Raw genomic sequence first — 18,523 nt, 5'->3', positions numbered from 1 at the left:
TAAATTTAATTTAACTCAGCTCGTGTATCGTCGCTTACTTTGCGCGCTGGGCCTAATTTAATTTGTTTTTTCTTATAATCAAAAGCCACTAAAAACACAGGAATGCCAGCTTTATGAGCTATATGTAATAAGCCCATTTTCCAGCTTTCCTGTCTACTGCGCGTCCCGTCGGGAGTCAGGCAGAATATTATTTGCTTGGCAGCGCGTATTTGTCGGACCATTTGCTCAACGACGCCGTGTGACTTAGCCCATCATACGTAAGACCGTTCTGCCCAGCCAGCAAATTATACCCAAGTGATCTCTGCATTTTGAGGTCACTTGGGTATATAACATTGCCGATCCTTGGGATGTCTGCGCTCAGTTTTGGCGTATTTAAACTATCATCCATTTCTTTCTTGGCTTGACCAATTTACACTGTGGGAATACTCCCCTATGTCAAACCCTTTGTCGAGGGTGAATGACTGTTCGTGATAAACAGGACCTGGAAAGGTAAATGAATGAGGAAAGCTGGATTTTGAGAACTATGTTATGTTTTTTGGCGCTCTTTAGTGTCTATTGTCAGGGCCAGCAAACGGCACAAAATCTTTTCAGTCATTACCAAGGAGCACTTTATCAGATTCGGCTTATCGAACTTGGCTCCGGTAATAAATCCTCCATAGGTTCAGGGTTTCAAATTGACAAAGCCGGTACCCTTGTGACCAATTATCATGTGGTGTCTGACTATGTGTATTTTCCGGATAAATATCGTATGGAATACCTTAGTGCTGATGGCAGCACAGGGGCACTGCAACTGGCTAATTTTGATGTGATCAATGATTTGGCCATAGTTAATAAGGTTGCGCCACAGAATGATGCCGATTTTTTTGCCCTTGCTGCGTCCTTGCCAGAACAAGGCGGAGCAATCTATTCCCTGGGAAATCCTCATGATTTGGGCATGATAGTGGTGCCTGGGACGTTCAATGGCTTGAAGAAAAACAGTTTTTATCAACGGATACATTTTACTGGCTCGATTAACCCGGGTATGAGTGGTGGTCCCGCGGTTAACACCAAAGGACAGGTTGTAGGGGTGAATGTCGCCACGGCTGGGAATCAAATTGGTTTTTTAATTCCCCTAAATAAACTGCGTTCCTTGTTGGCCGGTGAAGATAAAAAGACGCTCAGCCGGGAAGAATATAAAGCCACGATCCGCCTGCAGTTGCTCGACAATCAGCAACAATTAATTACGCGCCTAAGTGAAGGAGTTTGGCAAAGCAGTTTATTGGGCGAAGCTAATGTACCAACAGGCATAGGTCAGTTTTTGTCTTGTTGGGGGGATTCTAACAGTGCCAATGAGGAAGCTTTGTATTTATCAGTGGAAAATCGTTGTCGCTTAGACGAACAGATATATTTGCACACTGGATTGCGCACCGGTGGGTTGGAAATAGAATTTGAATGGTTGAGCAGTGAGCACTTTGGTCAGCACAGATTCTACAGTTTTTACGGCCAGAGTATCGCAGGAGCCGGTGCGGGGAATTTAGCCAGCAAAATCGATGTAAGCAATTATCAATGTCAGCAAAATAACATCATCAATCAGCATGCGGTCACTATGAAAACCACTTTCTGTCTACGTGCTTACAAAGAATTCGCCGACTTGTACGACGTATTGTATATAGGTGCCACCTTGGATCATCAGACTCAAGGTTTGATCAGTCATTTTACTTTGGCCGGTGTAAGCAAGGATTCGGCATTAAAGTTTACCCAGCAATTTATGGGGGCAATCTCATGGCAATAGTTTTGGAGCTGTTATCCGGAAAACACCAGACAATTAAATATTTCAAATTTGATAAATCGGAAATATCCATAGGTCGCGATCACCATTGTGACTTAAGACTGGATGATCCTTATGTCTGTTCCGAACATCTGCGTATCAGTCAAGGAACAGATAATGGGGTGCTTACATTCCAGGATTGCCACTCGGTAAATGGTACAGAAGTGAATGGCTATCTTGCCCAAGACGGTCAGTTGTACGGTGAGGATGTGCTCAAATTGGGACGTACCCGTCTCAAGGTGATTAATTCCAATCAGTCTGTGGCTGCCACTTTGGCTTTAAGTCGACTAGAAGAAAACCTTAGTTGGCTTTCCAGCAGTGCCCTGGCTATATGTCTGACAATCGCTTATCTGGTATTGTCACTGGTTTCCAGTTTTATAGGCAGTGCAGATGAATATAAATTAGCCACTATGTTGCCCAAAGAAATGGGGCAAATGGCCTTGTTAAGTGCCTGGCCTTTGTTATTTGCCGTGATGGGCAAGGTGTTTAAGAAAGAAAGCAGAGTGGTAAGTCAGTTCAATATTCTGTGGCTCACCTTATTTGTCCTGTACGGCCTCTATCTACTACAGAAATTTTTATCCTTTAACTTCAATGCCCCGCAAAACTTGATGTGGATAGAATTATTGGTGTTTGGCGCAATACTGTTTGCCTTTATATGGCTATGCCTGTTTATTGCGTTTCATCAAAGTAACAAAAGACGCAATATTCTCGCCTGCAGTTTGTCCATTATCTTGCTGTTGCCAATTTTGAGTGTAGTACTGCTAGGCAGTGGTGAATTTAGCCCTAGACCAGATTATGACGCCACCTTGTTACCGCCAGCTTATCGGATTGTGCCCGCCGCAGACCTATCCGTTTTACTGGACGAAGGTAGTGACTTATTTGCTGAGGTGCAACAACAACTGGTAGAAGAAAACTCCACACATGACTAACAGCGCTATAGTTTCAGGCTAGCCTTATGTGTATCCTTTTTATTGCGGTAAATCAGCATTCGGCTTATCCGTTGATCATTGCGGCCAATCGAGACGAGTTTTTTGCCCGGCCTACTGCCCAGTCCAGATTTTGGCATGAGTGCCCGGATATGCTCGCAGGCCGGGATTTACAGGCTGGGGGCAGTTGGATGGGTATTAATCGCCGGGGCCAGATTGGTGCCCTAACCAACATTCGAGACCCGCAACACAACAATCCACTGGCGCTAACCCGGGGCAAACTGGTCACTGACTATTTACAACAGTCGCCCAGTGCAAAACAGTATCTACAAACCCTAAATCGGGGATCTGAGCAATATAACGGTTTTAATTTATTGTTTGGTCACTGGCATGATCTGCGGGTTTTCAATAACTCTGATAAGCAGGTGAGGCGTCTCACGCCTGGGGTGTATGGCTTATCCAATGCCAGTTTAAATAGCCCCTGGCCAAAAGCCGCCAAAGGCATGAAACGACTAACAGACTATTGCGCAGACGATCACCAGGTTGAATCTGAGCAGCTTTTTGCTTTATTGAGAGACGATACCCTAGCGGCTGATGATGACTTGCCACAAACTGGTGTATCTATAGAATGGGAGCGTAAGTTGTCTTCTATTTTCATTCAAAGTCCAGAGTATGGAACACGCTCATCTACTTTGTTATTAGTGGATAAGCACCAAGGTGTAAGGTGGCAAGAACGTACATTTGATAATGGAGCGGAGTGTGTTGCTGAAAATAGCTATCATTTCGATATAAAATAGCAGCATTTTAAGTTCGAAAAATGTCCTTTGAATGGCATAATGGCCACCGTTTAACCCGCTCATAACTATTTCCCCGAGGAACAACATGTTTGAAGTACTGCCGCAATTGCCTGCCGACCCCATATTGGGACTCTCCACTGCTTACAAAGCAGATACCAACCCAGCCAAGATTGATTTGGGTGTGGGTGTCTATAAAGATGAATTAGGACATACGCCTATTCTGTCCTGTGTGGCAAAAGCACAGCGAATTTTACTCGAGCAGGAAGATTCAAAAACCTATATAAGCCCCCAAGGAGTGCAAGGTTATATAGATGGCATGCTTGATTTGTTGTTAGGCAAAGGTAATCAGGTCTTGCTTGCAGACCGGGTCGCTGCCGTTCAAGCACCCGGCGGTTGTGGTGCCTTGCGTATTCTGGCAGAACTACTTAAACGTTGTAATGGCGAACTGACCGTATGGGTCAGCGATCCGACTTGGGCCAATCATATTCCTTTGATTGGCAACGCCGGTCTTAAGATAGAAATGTACCCCTACTTTAATAAAGCGGATGCAAGCATCAATTTCGATGCCATGGTTAAGACCCTCAGCCTAGTAAAAAAAGGTGACGTGGTCTTGCTGCATGGTTGTTGTCATAACCCCACTGGGGCTGACTTAACCAAAGAGCAATGGCAGAAGGTATTGGAACTAGCCCAGCAACGGGGTTTTGTGCCCTTTGTGGATATTGCCTATCTGGGATTTGGTGACGGCCTAGAAGAAGATGCGTACGGCATCCGATTGTTAGTGGATAATTTACCTGAGGTGCTTATTGCGGCTTCTTGTTCGAAAAACTTTGGCCTGTATCGTGAGCGGGTGGGCCTGGCGGTTATGATCAGCGCTGATAGCCGGACCAAAAATGCCCTGCAAAGCCAAATCCAATCTATCGCCCGGGGTATTTATTCTATGCCACCGTCTTACGGTGGTGCCCTGGTCAGTATTATTTTGCGCGATAATGACTTGCGTAATGAATGGATAGCAGAAGTGGAAGATATGCGTACTCGCATGCGAAGCTTGCGGGCCTTGCTGGTGGACAAGCTAGCCGAAAAAGGTGCGCCCATGGACTTCAGTTTTGTAAATAGCCAAAAAGGCATGTTTTCTTATTTATGTATTACCCCCGAACAAGTCCAACGGATGCGAGACGAACACAGTGTTTATTTCGTTGATTCAAGCCGGGTGAATATCGCCGGGATCAGCAATAAAAATGTTGACGCGTTGGCTACTGCCTTGGTATCTGTGTTGTAAGGGATATCACGCCCCAACTACGCTATTGAATACCGCTCGTTAGTTAAGCGGTATTTTTTTAGACAAATTTCAGCCATAAAAAAACCGATAAGTTAGGTTTATCGGTTTTGATGGCAATGATCAAAGCAGGGTTAAAACTGCTCGAAGTAAGCGATTATTCTTCGTCTACTTTATCTTTGGCCATGCGTACTTTAAGTGTACGCTCTTGAAATTCGGAATCATTCAAATTCTGGATTGCTTTTTCTGCTCCAGCTGCATTCATTTCCACAAAGCCATAACCTTTGCGTTTACCTGTACGACGATCTTTCATCAAACGAACGGAATGCACTTGCCCCTGAAGTTCAAAGTGTTCCTGAACAGCTTGCTCATTGGCACGATAGGGAAGGTTACCAACATAAAGCGTTTTGCTGTCTTGATCATCAATTGTCTCACTGGTAGTGGTTGAGCTACCGCCTGTTAATGAACAAAGTAGGGGAATTAAAATGCCACCTATCAAGATACCCACGGCTAACGCCAAGGCGGGATCAAGGCTAGGGGCGAGTAGGGGTAAAACAAAGTAGCCCACAGCGGCAAGAATAATGGCAAGAATTATATTTATTGTAATGGATGATTTCATGTATCTACCTAAAAGATTGTGTGTTTATAAGAATAAAAAGGCAGAGCTATGTTACTCATTTATTACATATTCGCCAACTAATTAGCTTTGTCCTGCTTAAATACTGGATTGAAAACCAGCAAGCTGCTGCCTATATGAGCGACTTGGGTATAAATTGTCCGCTTAAACAATTATTTGCAAATAAGGGTTGCGCTCATCGACGGGGTGTCTATAATGCGCACCTCGCTTCGGGACAGCAGGTTAAACCGCTGAAACGATACCGGCTCAGGCTGGGGGTTCAAGACTCGTAAGAGTCAAGAGATTAGCGGGTTGCAAGGCGGTTTAGTTTGGGATTAAAATTAAATAAAACCTTGACAACCAAAACGAACAACGTAATATACGCCTCCCGCTTAAGAGGGTCTTCGGACAACTTAAGCAGAAAGATTAACTAGGTGACGTCATTGAATGGCCGTCACCTTGCGCTGATGAAATCGAAGTACGGTGTTCATCGCCGCGAAACGCTCTTTAACAATTAATAACAAGACAATCTGTGTGGATACTCACTTGATGAGTGTCTACCAACAAAAATTCATGTTCGATAAATATTTAATTGAAGAGTTTGATCATGGCTCAGATTGAACGCTGGCGGCAGGCCTAACACATGCAAGTCGAACGGTAACATTTCAAAGCTTGCTTTGAAGATGACGAGTGGCGGACGGGTGAGTAATACTTAGGGATCTGCCTTTGTGTGGGGGATAACCATTGGAAACGATGGCTAATACCGCATAACGTCTTTGGACCAAAGGGGGCTTTCGGGCTCTCGCGCAAAGAGGAACCTAAGCGAGATTAGCTTGTTGGTGGGGTAAAGGCTCACCAAGGCGACGATCTCTAGCTGTTCTGAGAGGAAGATCAGCCACACTGGAACTGAGACACGGTCCAGACTCCTACGGGAGGCAGCAGTGGGGAATATTGCACAATGGGCGCAAGCCTGATGCAGCCATGCCGCGTGTGTGAAGAAGGCCTTCGGGTTGTAAAGCACTTTCAGTTGTGAGGAAAGGTTGACGGTTAATACCCGTTAGCTGTGACGTTAGCAACAGAAGAAGGACCGGCTAACTCCGTGCCAGCAGCCGCGGTAATACGGAGGGTCCGAGCGTTAATCGGAATTACTGGGCGTAAAGCGCACGCAGGCGGTTTGTTAAGCTAGATGTGAAAGCCCCGGGCTCAACCTGGGAATAGCATTTAGAACTGGCAGGCTAGAGTTTTGGAGAGGGGAGTGGAATTCCAGGTGTAGCGGTGAAATGCGTAGATATCTGGAGGAACATCAGTGGCGAAGGCGACTCCCTGGTCAATAACTGACGCTCATGTGCGAAAGTGTGGGTAGCGAACAGGATTAGATACCCTGGTAGTCCACACCGTAAACGCTGTCTACTAGCTGTTTGTGGATTTAATCCGTGAGTAGCGAAGCTAACGCGATAAGTAGACCGCCTGGGGAGTACGGCCGCAAGGTTAAAACTCAAATGAATTGACGGGGGCCCGCACAAGCGGTGGAGCATGTGGTTTAATTCGATGCAACGCGAAGAACCTTACCTACTCTTGACATACTGGAAATTTAGCAGAGATGCTTTAGTGCCTTCGGGAATCCAGATACAGGTGCTGCATGGCTGTCGTCAGCTCGTGTCGTGAGATGTTGGGTTAAGTCCCGCAACGAGCGCAACCCTTGTCCTTAGTTGCCAGCCTTAAGTTGGGCACTCTAAGGAGACTGCCGGTGACAAACCGGAGGAAGGTGGGGACGACGTCAAGTCATCATGGCCCTTACGAGTAGGGCTACACACGTGCTACAATGGTGAGTACAGAGGGAAGCGAACTTGCGAGAGTAAGCGGATCCCTTAAAGCTCATCGTAGTCCGGATCGGAGTCTGCAACTCGACTCCGTGAAGTCGGAATCGCTAGTAATCGCAAATCAGAATGTTGCGGTGAATACGTTCCCGGGCCTTGTACACACCGCCCGTCACACCATGGGAGTGGGTTGCAAAAGAAGTAGTTAGTCTAACCTTCGGGAGGACGATTACCACTTTGTGATTCATGACTGGGGTGAAGTCGTAACAAGGTAACCCTAGGGGAACCTGGGGTTGGATCACCTCCTTACTATTAGGCAGGCCTTGTCAGGTCGAGTGTTCACACAGATTGTTTTGTTGTTAATAAAGAAGAGCAAAAGAAGTGCTTGGGAAATTCAAGCAACTTGTCGTGATACTTGAAAGAGTATTGCGCAGTGTATTTGTTATCTAGGCAACGCCGCGAAGAATGTGTCGCAGGGAGCTAACGTCTGTTAGTGATCAAGGAAATTCTGTAGCCAGGAAGCATAGATGACAAAGACCAAGCAAGAGGCTTGTAGCTCAGCTGGTTAGAGCGCACCCCTGATAAGGGTGAGGTCGGCAGTTCAAGTCTGCCCAAGCCTACCAAATTCACGCCTATGCTGCGTTGGATGACTCGTCGTGTAGAAAACCACACGTCCTCGTTATCCGCCTTGCCTAGCCGCGAATTGCATCTTTGATACAAGGCTCGCCTTGATTAGACAAGATTACGGTGTGACAACATCGACCTGCTGTAAAGCGGGGCCATAGCTCAGCTGGGAGAGCGCCTGCCTTGCACGCAGGAGGTCAGCAGTTCGATCCTGCTTGGCTCCACCACATTTGGGGTGGGAAGTGAAAAATTGCTCAAAGGTAGCAAACCTTAATGAATGAATGCTGGTAACAGCGGGTATTGATTAGGGTTTTTTTAGACCTTAGCAAGAGGAGGACAATATCTGACATCGTCAGGTAGTTGAACTCACCTTGCGCCCATGAACTCAAAAATCGAGCTTCATGTGCACCTTGTTCTTTAACAATATGGAAAGCTGATAAAGTAATCAAAACGAAGAGAACGCTTTTAAGAGCTTACTCTATCTGATTTGAATGAATACTTGTCACGCATACAACGGCAACGCAAGTTGCACCTAACTTTGGATAAAAGGCCAAAGGGTAGGGCGAGTTATTTCGACGTGCAGACTATGATTGTTTGCTACGAGGAAATAGCGAGTTAGGTTGTTCTAGGCAAAGCCGCAGGAGGAACGAGTGAGGGAATGTACGTCTGTACATGACCGAGTGAGAGACGCCGAAGGTGAAGCATAGGGCAAGCTAAAGAAGCTATTTGGGGTTGTATGGTTAAGTGACTAAGCGTATACGGTGGATGCCTAGGCAGTTAGAGGCGATGAAGGACGTGTAAGTCTGCGAAAAGTTGTGGGGAGCCGACAAAATGCTTTGATCCACAAATATCCGAATGGGGAAACCCACCGCTTCGGCGGTATCATTAAGTGAATACATAGCTTAATGAGGCAAACGAGGGGAACTGAAACATCTAAGTACCCTTAGGAAAAGAAATCAACCGAGATTCCCCTAGTAGCGGCGAGCGAACGGGGACTAGCCCTTAAGCTGATTGTAAGTGAGTGGAACATACTGGAAAGTATGGCGATACCAGGTGATAGCCCTGTACACGAACACGAACTTTAAGTGAAAACGAGTAGGTCGGGACACGTGTTATCCTGACTGAATATGGGGGGACCATCCTCCAAGGCTAAATACTCCTAACTGACCGATAGTGAACTAGTACCGTGAGGGAAAGGCGAAAAGAACCCCTGTGAGGGGAGTGAAATAGAACCTGAAACCGTATACGTACAAGCAGTAGGAGCAGACTTGTTCTGTGACTGCGTACCTTTTGTATAATGGGTCAGCGACTTATATTTTGTAGCGAGGTTAACCGAATAGGGGAGCCGTAGCGAAAGCGAGTGTTAACTGCGCGTTTTAGTTGCAAGGTATAGACCCGAAACCCGGTGATCTAGCCATGGGCAGGTTGAAGGTTGAGTAACATCAACTGGAGGACCGAACCGACTAACGTTGAAAAGTTAGCGGATGACTTGTGGCTGGGGGTGAAAGGCCAATCAAACCGGGAGATAGCTGGTTCTCCCCGAAAGCTATTTAGGTAGCGCCTCGGACGAATACCACTGGGGGTAGAGCACTGTTAAGGCTAGGGGGTCATCCCGACTTACCAACCCTTTGCAAACTCCGAATACCAGTGAGTACTATCCGGGAGACACACGGCGGGTGCTAACGTCCGTCGTGAAGAGGGAAACAACCCAGATCGCCAGCTAAGGTCCCTAAGTTATCACTAAGTGGGAAACGATGTGGAAAGGCTAAGACAGCTAGGAGGTTGGCTTAGAAGCAGCCACCCTTTAAAGAAAGCGTAATAGCTCACTAGTCGAGTCGGTCTGCGCGGAAGATGTAACGGGGCTAAGTGATACACCGAAGCTGCGAACGCATAGCTTGCTATGCGTGGTAGGGGAGCGTTCTGTAAGCCGTTGAAGGTGTGCCGGGAGGCCTGCTGGAGGTATCAGAAGTGCGAATGCTGACATGAGTAACGATAATGGGGGTGAAAAACCCCCACGCCGGAAGACCAAGGTTTCCTGTCCCATGCTAATCAGGGCAGGGTAAGTCGGCCCCTAAGGCGAGGCAGAAATGCGTAGTCGATGGGAAACGGATTAATATTTCCGTACTGTTAATATCAGTGAAGGGGGGACGGAGAAAGTTATGCAAGCCTGGCGTTGGTAGTCCAGGTGAAAGTGCGTAGGGCGTTGGTTTAGGTAAATCCGGACCGACATATAACCTGAGACACGAGACGAGACACCACGGTGTTGAAGTTGCAAATACTATGCTTCCAGGAAAAGCCTCTAAACTTATGATATTAATAACCGTACCCCAAACCGACACAGGTGGTCAGGTAGAGAATACTAAGGCGCTTGAGAGAACTCGGGTGAAGGAACTCGGCAAAATCGTACCGTAACTTCGGGAGAAGGTACGCCGCTGTTTGTGATGAGACTTGCTCTCTAAGCGAATGGCGGCCGCAGTGAAATGGTGGCTGGGACTGTTTATTAAAAACACAGCACTGTGCTAAATCGAAAGATGACGTATACGGTGTGACACCTGCCCGGTGCCGGAAGGTTAATTGATGGGGTTATCTTCGGAGAAGCTCTTGATCGAAGCCCCGGTAAACGGCGGCCGTAACTATAACGGTCCTAAGGTAGCGAAATTCCTTGTCGGGTAAGTTCCGACCTGCACGAATGGTGTAACCATGGCCACGCTGTCTCCACCCGAGACTCAGTGAAATTGAAATCGCAGTGAAGATGCTGTGTACCCGCACCTAGACGGAAAGACCCCGTGAACCTTTACTATAGCTTGGCACTGAACATTGACCCTACATGTGTAGGATAGGTGGGAGACTTTGAAGCGTTGTCGCCAGATGACGTGGAGTCTACCTTGAAATACCACCCTTGTACGTTTGATGTTCTAACGTTGGCCCCTTATCGGGGTTGCGGACAGTGCCTGGTGGGTAGTTTGACTGGGGCGGTCTCCTCCCAAAGAGTAACGGAGGAGCACGAAGGTTGGCTAATCCTGGTCGGACATCAGGAGGTTAGTGCAATGGCATAAGCCAGCTTAACTGCGAGACAGACACGTCGAGCAGGTACGAAAGTAGGTCATAGTGATCCGGTGGTTCTGAATGGAAGGGCCATCGCTCAACGGATAAAAGGTACTCCGGGGATAACAGGCTGATACCGCCCAAGAGTTCATATCGACGGCGGTGTTTGGCACCTCGATGTCGGCTCATCACATCCTGGGGCTGAAGTCGGTCCCAAGGGTATGGCTGTTCGCCATTTAAAGTGGTACGCGAGCTGGGTTTAGAACGTCGTGAGACAGTTCGGTCCCTATCTGGTGTGGGCGTTGGATGATTGAGGGGAGCTGCTCCTAGTACGAGAGGACCGGAGTGGACGAACCGCTGGTGTTCGGGTTGTCATGCCAATGGCATTGCCCGGTAGCTACGTTCGGAATCGATAACCGCTGAAAGCATCTAAGCGGGAAGCGAGCCCCAAGATGAGTCATCCCTGGCAATTTAATTGTCCTAAAGGGTTGTTGAAGACTACGACGTTGATAGGCAGGGTGTGGAAGCGTTGTAAGGCGTTGAGCTAACCTGTACTAATTGCCCGTGAGGCTTAACCATACAACGCCCAAATAGCTTTTTATAAACGCGCTATCGCGCTGTCGTGATAATATGCTTAAGCGCAGGGGTACCCTGCTGACATATTATCTACTCGCTAAAGTAAAAGCGCAGCGACGGTCAAGTGTGTAAATAATAGTAGACGTGTATGAATGACAAGTATTATTAATCGACAGAGTAAGACTAAACGTTTTTTAGCATTGATTACCTCAGCTTTTACATATTGATTTATGCAAGATGAACACGACACTTCATATAGACAGGTCGACTCACCTTGCGCTAATTTACCGCAAAAAGACGCGGATAAATCAGCACGTTTTTTGTCTGGCAGCCATAGCGATACGGCCCCACCTGATCCCATTCCGAACTCAGAAGTGAAACGTATTAGCGGCGATGGTAGTATGGGGTCTCCCCATGCGAGAGTAGCACACTGCCAGACTCCCATTTAGAGAAAGGGCTATCCGTAAGGGTGGCCCTTTTTTGTTTGCCTGAAATAAAGTTAACAATGCACCGTTATCGGCCTTGAGGCCGGTAGCCATTCTTATAAGCGCTGCCGCGCAAGTGCTACTCCCACAGGAAAACTTTCTTTTCTTTATCAGTAGCGACATAAACACGTATATGATGATAGTCATCCCCCTAACGGAGTTACAGCCTGGCATTCATGCCAGTCGTTCAAGCGGCAGGAGCTGTGCTCCTGAGAGCCCCGCTTTCACCCTTGCGCAGAATAATCTCTGGGCGAACTGCGAGGTTAACGCCTACATCGGCTGCCAGAAAGTTCTTCTGCACGTTAACCTAATCCATGTGGTGTCATGCGGAGTATCCCATGCAATAGCCGTGGTTATCGTGAAGTGCTAGATGTCACCCATCCATAGGGCTGCGTCCAGTGCAGCATCCTTGCCGCCCGTTCAAGCGCCAGGAGCAGTGTTCCTGAAAGCCCCGCTTTCACCCCTCGGCAACTCGATCGCAAGCCCGGTGCTCCTGCATTGCCCTACCTTCCGCCATTCATGGCCGTCGCATGCGCGGCACCCGATGCGCGGCACCCGATGCGCGGCATCCGATGCACGAATAGCATTTACAGACAGGGCTATCCGTAAGGGGGGCTTTTTTGCATTTTTCTATTGATAGGGTGTCATCAAAATGTGTACAAGAGGCTGGATAAATATGACTAGTCAATTATACCGAATGGTATAACACTTGTTTTTTGAATGCACTTGAGCTTTATTAAGCCACTATGCGGTTGTTTTCTTTTCTTTTAAAAAAGTGTGTTGGTAATGACGTTGTTTACGCCAAGTCATTAAAGCTTTGCAAAACGCTTTGCTCCCACAACCTAATGAATTTTTTTGTAACAAAGAGAGTACATGGCAACATTGGCTGCTTCTGGGGCCAATCTACACCGTGTCGTCAATTATTAAGACAATATTGTTATAGCCAAGTAGACGTCTGCTGGTGTCGATGAATGCACTGCGCTCTAATAATCTTAGCCAAGTATATGAGGTTTAGGGTATACGATTAGCGTTTTTCAAAAATACATCTCGTTAAATCGAACATGGAGTCATACAGCGTTAGAGGGTAGACGTACGCAAAATCGTCACTTAATATTAGACGAAATGATTACTACTAAAAGCCCGTTCCTTAAACCTGTATAGATCAAGTGGAAGGATCAAAAAAGTCATTGATCAGACTACAAATTTTGAACATGGAGAACGAAATTATCTGTACCGCAAAGCGATACGCTCCATTAGAACCGCAGTATTGGTCACGAAGGATAGTTAGGTAATAGACTGATAGCGCTTACCAGTTTTGGCAACAAAGATAGCAAAACTAATATTGCCACTAATCTGGCTGAGTCCTTTAGTCGCATGGGAACCCCCCCTGTTATTGGATGCAGATTTGCGTACCCCTAATGTGGCTAACACTTTAAATCTCGATCCCAACCACCCTGGGCTAACGATTTTCATTAGCCGTCAAATGACCTTTAGCCAATGCATCAGTCGAGTGCATCAGTCGAGTGCATAATAGTCCGCTTACTGTGATGCCCAGCGGGCCCATCCCAGTTGATTCCTTGGATTATATATGCAAACCCAGATTTTCAGGTTTTTTGCGCAAGCTGAGTAACCATTATTAACGTGTAGTGATACAAATTCCGCCGATCAACACCGTCAGTGATGCTGTAGCAATAGGCAAGCTGGTTGACGGTATTATTATCGTTTGCGATGTAGAACAAAATGAAAGTGCGGATTTATTCCAAGCTGTGCAGCGTACACAAGAAGCGGGATCACCTGTGTTGGGGGGTTAACAAAGTGAAGAATCTGCGCTCGAATATTACCAAGCGCCGAGGACTTTATGAGGCCTTAAAAAATTTGGCTCTAGAACCCTAAGCCGTATTGACCTACATTCAGGTTGGCAGTGATTGAATCTTCTTGCCATTTGCACAAGCAATCCTTTGTTTTCTTTTTCCCCTTGGCTAGAATGGCTGAAAATTCCAGATGGCTAAAAATTTGAAATCTGTTCAGAAGCTGCATACCTTCGCCTTACCCGCTTGTTGTGAATCTATTGTTGATGTCCGTAATATTCAAGACATACATGGCTTTATTAGCGACATTAAAGACCGACCTTATTATGTCATTGGTCAGGGTAGTAATACGGCTTTTGTCAGCGATTTTTATGGTCAGGTGTTGCGTATTAATCTTAAAGAGATCGAACTGCATGAGACCGTTGACAGTTTTGAACTGGCCGTGGGCAGCGGATTCAGTTGGCATGATTTGGTCAAATGGTGCCTGGCAAGGGGTATAAAAGGTTTTGAAAACCTGGCATTGATCCCAGGCACGGTAGGGGCTGCGCCAATTCAAAATATTGGTGCGTACGGGATTGAAGTCGAACGTTTTATCGCTCAAATTGAATATGTCTGCTGCCAAACCAACGAGCTTAAAACCCTCAGTCACCAGCAATGTCATTTTGCATACCGGGACAGTGTTTTTAAACACCAACTATATCAGCGCAGTATTATCACTAAGGTCTATTTCCGTATCCCTAAGGCCTGGCAGCCTGTTTTACACTATGGTGAATTGGCGTCCTTGGTAAATCCCACCGTCCAGGATATTTTCGATAAAGTCGTCGCCATTCGGTCCGCCAAACTTCCGGACCCTAAGATACTGGGCAATGCCGGTAGCTTTTTTAAAAATCCGGTTGTCACTCAGGACAAGTTTTTACTGATCAGGCAAAAATGGCCTGCTCTGCCTCATTATTCGGCGGATAACAATAGAGTAAAACTGCCGGCTGCCTGGCTGATTGACACCTTGGGGTTTAAAGGCAAAACCTTGGGTGGTATTCGCTGTCACCCACAACAAGCACTAGTATTGACAAACATCGGCTCAGGTCAGGGACAGGAGCTGTTGACGTTGGCCAGACTCATTAAACAGGCAGTGCTGACAGAATTTGATATCAGCTTGGAAAATGAAGTGCAACTGATAGGCAAGGATGGACCGGTAAAATTATGAAACAAGTAGACGATATCAAAACCCACATAGTGACCCAACTCGCGTCGGGAAATTTCTGTTCCGGTGAAGCCTTAGGTGAGCAGTTAGGTATCTCTCGCTCTGCAGTGTCAAAACATATTAAATCATTGCTTGAATTAGGTCTGGACATATTCAGTGTTACCGGCAAAGGATATAAATTGGCCGCTCCCATGCAATTGTTAGCAAGGGATCTTATTGGCAAACATTGTCAGCAGTTTACAATCAAGCAGCTGGAGGTGCTCAACGTCATTGACTCCACCAATCAGTATCTTAAGGACAACAAAGGAAAGCTAATCAGCGGTCATGCATGTGTGGCTGAGGCACAAACCGCTGGGCGTGGGCGACGTGGTAGAAAATGGGTATCCCCCTATGGGGCGAGTCTCTATCTGTCTATGTATTGGCAGTTTGCGGGTGGATACCAGTCAATTGGGGGATTAAGCCTGGCGGTAGGCGTTGCCCTGTGTGAGGCCCTCAAGAAGGCCGGATACGACGATATACAGCTCAAATGGCCCAATGATATCTACGCCCAAGGTAAGAAGCTGGCTGGGGTACTAGTGGAAGTAGAAGGGCAAATGGGCGGAGCATGTGACTGTATTATAGGTATTGGCCTGAATATGTCATTGCCCGCCCAGGTAGCAGAAATTGATCAGCCCTGGGTGGATCTTGCCAGGCTAAGCAGCCTGCCAGTGGATCGCAATAAGATCACAGCGTTATTGTTAGATGAGCTGATGAAGGCCCTCAATAGCTTTGACCAACATGGCTTAGAGCCCTTTGTCGAAAGGTGGCGGGCCTTGGATATCTATTGCAATCAAGTGATCTCGCTGATAATAGGCAGTAAATCCATTACCGGCATCGGCCGAGGGATAAACTCAACGGGTGCGCTGTTACTCCAGGTAGACGACAAATTACAGGCTTTTAGTGGGGGAGAAATCAGTGTCCGATCAAAATAATGCCTTATTAATCGACATAGGTAACAGCAAGATTAAATTCACCTTGGTCAATGCCGGGCCGGCTGTAGATCTTGGCGCAATGGAAGTACTCGATTGTGCTAAGGTCACAGAACTTGCGCCTATGATAGCCCAGAGCGACCGGGTGCTGGTGTCCTCTGTAGGGCAAACTGATCAGGTGACGGTTTTGAGACAAATCTGCCACCAGTGGAATACACCTCTATTGGTGGTATCCACCCCAGCTAGGGGGTTTGGCATAGATTGCGCCTATGAAAATTTCCAGACCTTTGGTGTCGATAGGTGGTTAGCCATAATTGCCGGGCGTCGGTTAACTGACGGGGCTTTTGCGGTACTGGATTTTGGCACGGCTAATACCTGTGATTTTGTGGTGGAAGATCGACATCTGGGCGGCTGGATAGCGCCGGGCTTTTCGCTGATGCGTGACAGTGTAGTGAACAATACCCGTCATGTTTTTGCCAACGAACAGTTTCCGGCGGATTTATTGATTGGTAAACAAACAGTTGATTGTGTGAATATGGGTTGTGTCGCCGCGACACTTGGATTTTTTCATGCTGCGGAGCAAAAAATTGCCGCTGTGGCAGATAAATATCAAATCATAATCAGTGGTGGTGGCCAGGCATTGCTTGAAAATCACACGACTGAGCAGTGCGTATTTCATCCAAATTTAGTTTTATGTGGTTTGTTGAATTATTTATAAAATTAAATAATTGCCTCTGGCCCCCACTATTTGGCTAAAATAAAGTTAATTAGGCGTAAATTTAAGCAAACGATACAATAATTACGTTTTTTTCAAACTTGCCTATTGCACCATCTCAAATGTTCCTCTAATATCCGCACCCACTTGATGACGTGCCGACTTAGCTCAGTTGGTAGAGCAACTGACTTGTAATCAGTAGGTCACCAGTTCGACTCCGGTAGTCGGCACCATCAATCTCTGGAGGGGTACCCAAGCGGTCAACGGGATCAGACTGTAAATCTGACGGCTCAGCCTTCGCAGGTTCGAATCCTGCCCCCTCCACCACTTTTTTAAAATGAGGTGGTTAGAGAAAATGAGATGTGCGGACATCGTATAAAGGCTATTACCTCAGCCTTCCAAGCTGATGATGAGGGTTCGATTCCCTCTGTCCGCTCCAATCAGTGCTGATATGGCTCAGTTGGTAGAGCGCACCCTTGGTAAGGGTGAGGTCGGCAGTTCGAATCTGCCTATCAGCACCACTTTCTCTCCCCAGTTCTAAGTAAACACAACTTCTTATCACAATTTGCTGGGGAATAGACAATGGCAAAAGCAAAGTTTGAACGTACAAAACCGCATGTAAACGTCGGTACAATCGGCCACGTTGACCACGGCAAAACCACTTTAACAGCGGCAATTACTACTGTGTTGGCTAAAACCTACGGTGGCTCTGCCTCTGCATTCGATCAAATCGATAACGCACCTGAAGAGCGTGCACGTGGTATCACCATTTCAACGTCTCACGTTGAATATGATACACCGGCTCGTCACTACGCCCACGTTGACTGTCCTGGACACGCCGATTATGTGAAAAACATGATCACCGGTGCGGCCCAAATGGATGGCGCTATCCTGGTTGTAGCGGCGACAGACGGTCCTATGCCACAAACCCGTGAGCACATCTTGTTAGGCCGTCAGGTTGGCGTACCTTTCATGGTCGTTTTCATGAACAAATGTGACATGGTAGATGACGAAGAATTGCTTGAGTTGGTTGAAATGGAAGTACGTGAATTACTTTCTGAATACGACTTCCCGGGCGACGATTTACCCGTTATCCAAGGTTCAGCCCTTAAAGCCCTTGAAGGCGATGAGAAATGGGAAGCGAAAATTCTTGAGCTTGCCGAAGCCCTTGATACGTATATCCCCGAGCCAGCGCGTGATATCGACAAGCCATTCTTGTTACCTATTGAAGATGTATTCTCAATCTCAGGCCGTGGTACGGTAGTAACAGGTCGTGTTGAGCGCGGTATCGTGAAAACCGGTGACGAAGTAGAAATCGTCGGCATGAAAGACACCACCAAAAGTGTCTGTACGGGTGTTGAAATGTTCCGTAAATTGCTTGACGAAGGTCGTGCAGGCGAGAACATCGGCGCGTTGTTACGTGGTACTAAACGTGAAGACGTTGAGCGTGGTCAAGTATTGGCTAAGCCAGGTTCCATCAACCCGCATACCAAGTTTGAAGCTGAAGTGTACGTGTTGTCTAAAGACGAAGGCGGTCGTCATACTCCGTTCTTCAAAGGTTACCGTCCACAGTTTTACTTCCGTACAACGGACGTAACAGGAGCTGTAGAGCTTCCTGAAGGCGTAGAAATGGTTATGCCTGGTGACAACTTGAAATTTGTTGTTGAATTGATAGCACCGATTGCGATGGACGAAGGTTTACGCTTCGCTATCCGCGAAGGTGGCCGCACAGTAGGTGCAGGCGTGGTAGCTAAAATTCTTTAAGTAGCTAATTTAGCTATAAAAAAGGTCACCTAGGTGGCCTTTTTTTATGCCTGTGAAATGCGTCAGAAAGCCCCGCTTTCACCCTTTTATGTGCTCCAGCT

At 46.9% G+C, this 18,523-nt stretch carries 11 protein-coding genes, 6 tRNA genes and 3 rRNA genes; 18 read left to right on the top strand and 2 right to left on the bottom strand.

Annotated elements, in window-relative coordinates:
• Positions 1–5 precede the first annotated feature (5 nt).
• The gene (locus tag AC3RV5_RS21715; RefSeq protein WP_489729639.1) at positions 6–137 is read right to left on the bottom strand and encodes a hypothetical protein; all 132 of its coding nucleotides are present in this window, start codon (positions 135–137) and stop codon (positions 6–8) included.
• 356 nt (positions 138–493) lie between these two features.
• Here AC3RV5_RS21715 and AC3RV5_RS21710 point away from each other — a divergent pair, with 356 nt between their 5' ends.
• From AC3RV5_RS21710 to AC3RV5_RS21695, 4 genes are all read left to right on the top strand, one after another.
• Positions 494–1,771: a S1 family peptidase gene (locus tag AC3RV5_RS21710; protein ID WP_489729638.1), complete on the top strand. Its 1,278-nt coding sequence runs from the start codon at positions 494–496 to the stop codon at positions 1,769–1,771.
• Positions 1,762–2,736 carry an FHA domain-containing protein gene (locus tag AC3RV5_RS21705; RefSeq protein ID WP_489729637.1) on the top strand — a complete coding sequence of 325 codons (975 nt, stop codon included), beginning with the start codon at positions 1,762–1,764 and terminating at the stop codon, positions 2,734–2,736. The genes AC3RV5_RS21710 and AC3RV5_RS21705 overlap by 10 nt, the downstream gene beginning before the upstream one ends.
• Positions 2,737–2,762: 26 nt before the next feature.
• Positions 2,763–3,530, top strand: a complete 768-nt coding sequence (locus AC3RV5_RS21700; protein ID WP_489729636.1) for an NRDE family protein — start codon at positions 2,763–2,765, stop codon at positions 3,528–3,530.
• An 85-nt stretch (positions 3,531–3,615) separates the two neighbouring features.
• Entirely contained in the window at positions 3,616–4,806 is a 1,191-nt protein-coding gene (locus AC3RV5_RS21695; protein WP_489729635.1) for an amino acid aminotransferase, read from the top strand.
• A 154-nt stretch (positions 4,807–4,960) separates the two neighbouring features.
• Here AC3RV5_RS21695 and AC3RV5_RS21690 read toward each other — a convergent pair whose 3' ends face one another.
• The gene (locus AC3RV5_RS21690; protein WP_489729634.1) at positions 4,961–5,422 is read right to left on the bottom strand and encodes an RNA recognition motif domain-containing protein; all 462 of its coding nucleotides are present in this window, start codon (positions 5,420–5,422) and stop codon (positions 4,961–4,963) included.
• A gap of 586 nt (positions 5,423–6,008) precedes the next feature.
• On the opposite strand from AC3RV5_RS21690, the gene AC3RV5_RS21685 reads away from it, so the two are divergent.
• The 14 genes from AC3RV5_RS21685 (at position 6,009) to tuf (ending at position 18,422) form a co-directional block, all read left to right on the top strand.
• Positions 6,009–7,545 (top strand): 16S ribosomal RNA (locus AC3RV5_RS21685).
• Between the two features lie 237 nt (positions 7,546–7,782).
• Positions 7,783–7,859 (top strand) — tRNA-Ile (locus AC3RV5_RS21680).
• Positions 7,860–8,011: 152 nt separating this feature from the next.
• A tRNA-Ala gene (locus tag AC3RV5_RS21675) sits at positions 8,012–8,087 on the top strand.
• A 511-nt stretch (positions 8,088–8,598) separates the two neighbouring features.
• Positions 8,599–11,484, top strand: a 23S ribosomal RNA gene (locus tag AC3RV5_RS21670).
• Between the two features lie 320 nt (positions 11,485–11,804).
• Positions 11,805–11,920, top strand: a 5S ribosomal RNA gene (rrf, locus tag AC3RV5_RS21665).
• The 16S, 23S and 5S rRNA genes sit together here with 2 tRNA genes alongside, the layout of an rRNA operon.
• A gap of 1,692 nt (positions 11,921–13,612) precedes the next feature.
• Positions 13,613–13,777: a hypothetical protein gene (locus AC3RV5_RS21660; protein ID WP_489729633.1), complete on the top strand. Its 165-nt coding sequence runs from the start codon at positions 13,613–13,615 to the stop codon at positions 13,775–13,777.
• Between the two features lie 190 nt (positions 13,778–13,967).
• Positions 13,968–14,978, top strand: coding sequence for a UDP-N-acetylmuramate dehydrogenase (gene murB / locus AC3RV5_RS21655; protein WP_489729632.1), 1,011 nt, complete (start codon positions 13,968–13,970; stop codon positions 14,976–14,978).
• Complete coding sequence (birA, locus tag AC3RV5_RS21650) at positions 14,975–15,946, top strand: bifunctional biotin--[acetyl-CoA-carboxylase] ligase/biotin operon repressor BirA (RefSeq protein WP_489729631.1); 972 nt, start codon at positions 14,975–14,977, stop codon at positions 15,944–15,946. Before murB ends, birA begins: the two co-directional genes overlap by 4 nt.
• Positions 15,930–16,661 (top strand): type III pantothenate kinase, encoded by a 732-nt coding sequence (locus AC3RV5_RS21645; RefSeq protein WP_489729630.1) that lies wholly within the window; start codon positions 15,930–15,932, stop codon positions 16,659–16,661. The genes birA and AC3RV5_RS21645 overlap by 17 nt, the downstream gene beginning before the upstream one ends.
• Positions 16,662–16,815: 154 nt before the next feature.
• Positions 16,816–16,891: transfer RNA gene (locus AC3RV5_RS21640), tRNA-Thr, on the top strand.
• A 9-nt stretch (positions 16,892–16,900) separates the two neighbouring features.
• Positions 16,901–16,985 (top strand) — tRNA-Tyr (locus AC3RV5_RS21635).
• Between the two features lie 37 nt (positions 16,986–17,022).
• Positions 17,023–17,097, top strand: a tRNA-Gly gene (locus AC3RV5_RS21630).
• 6 nt (positions 17,098–17,103) lie between these two features.
• Positions 17,104–17,179 (top strand) — tRNA-Thr (locus AC3RV5_RS21625).
• 61 nt (positions 17,180–17,240) lie between these two features.
• On the top strand, positions 17,241–18,422 hold the full coding sequence (gene tuf, locus AC3RV5_RS21620) for an elongation factor Tu (RefSeq protein ID WP_489729410.1): 1,182 nt from the start codon (positions 17,241–17,243) through the stop codon (positions 18,420–18,422).
• The last annotated feature ends 101 nt before the right edge of the window (positions 18,423–18,523 follow it).

The sequence above is a fragment of the Paraglaciecola sp. IT1134 genome, assembly GCF_058068185.1.
Note: the sequence above shows the minus strand (reverse complement) of the source record. Positions and strands in the feature narration are given on the sequence as shown.

What these genes read in the sequence shown, in the direction of transcription:
- AC3RV5_RS21715 (WP_489729639.1), bottom strand. Translation starts at nt 137, where the DNA reads ATGGGCTTATTACATATAGCTCATAAAGCTGGCATTCCTGTGTTTTTA.
- AC3RV5_RS21710 (WP_489729638.1), top strand. Translation starts at nt 494, where the DNA reads ATGAATGAGGAAAGCTGGATTTTGAGAACTATGTTATGTTTTTTGGCG.
- AC3RV5_RS21705 (WP_489729637.1), top strand. Translation starts at nt 1,762, where the DNA reads ATGGCAATAGTTTTGGAGCTGTTATCCGGAAAACACCAGACAATTAAA.
- AC3RV5_RS21700 (WP_489729636.1), top strand. Translation starts at nt 2,763, where the DNA reads ATGTGTATCCTTTTTATTGCGGTAAATCAGCATTCGGCTTATCCGTTG.
- AC3RV5_RS21695 (WP_489729635.1), top strand. Translation starts at nt 3,616, where the DNA reads ATGTTTGAAGTACTGCCGCAATTGCCTGCCGACCCCATATTGGGACTC.
- AC3RV5_RS21690 (WP_489729634.1), bottom strand. Translation starts at nt 5,422, where the DNA reads ATGAAATCATCCATTACAATAAATATAATTCTTGCCATTATTCTTGCC.
- murB (WP_489729632.1), top strand. Translation starts at nt 13,968, where the DNA reads ATGGCTAAAAATTTGAAATCTGTTCAGAAGCTGCATACCTTCGCCTTA.
- birA (WP_489729631.1), top strand. Translation starts at nt 14,975, where the DNA reads ATGAAACAAGTAGACGATATCAAAACCCACATAGTGACCCAACTCGCG.
- tuf (WP_489729410.1), top strand. Translation starts at nt 17,241, where the DNA reads ATGGCAAAAGCAAAGTTTGAACGTACAAAACCGCATGTAAACGTCGGT.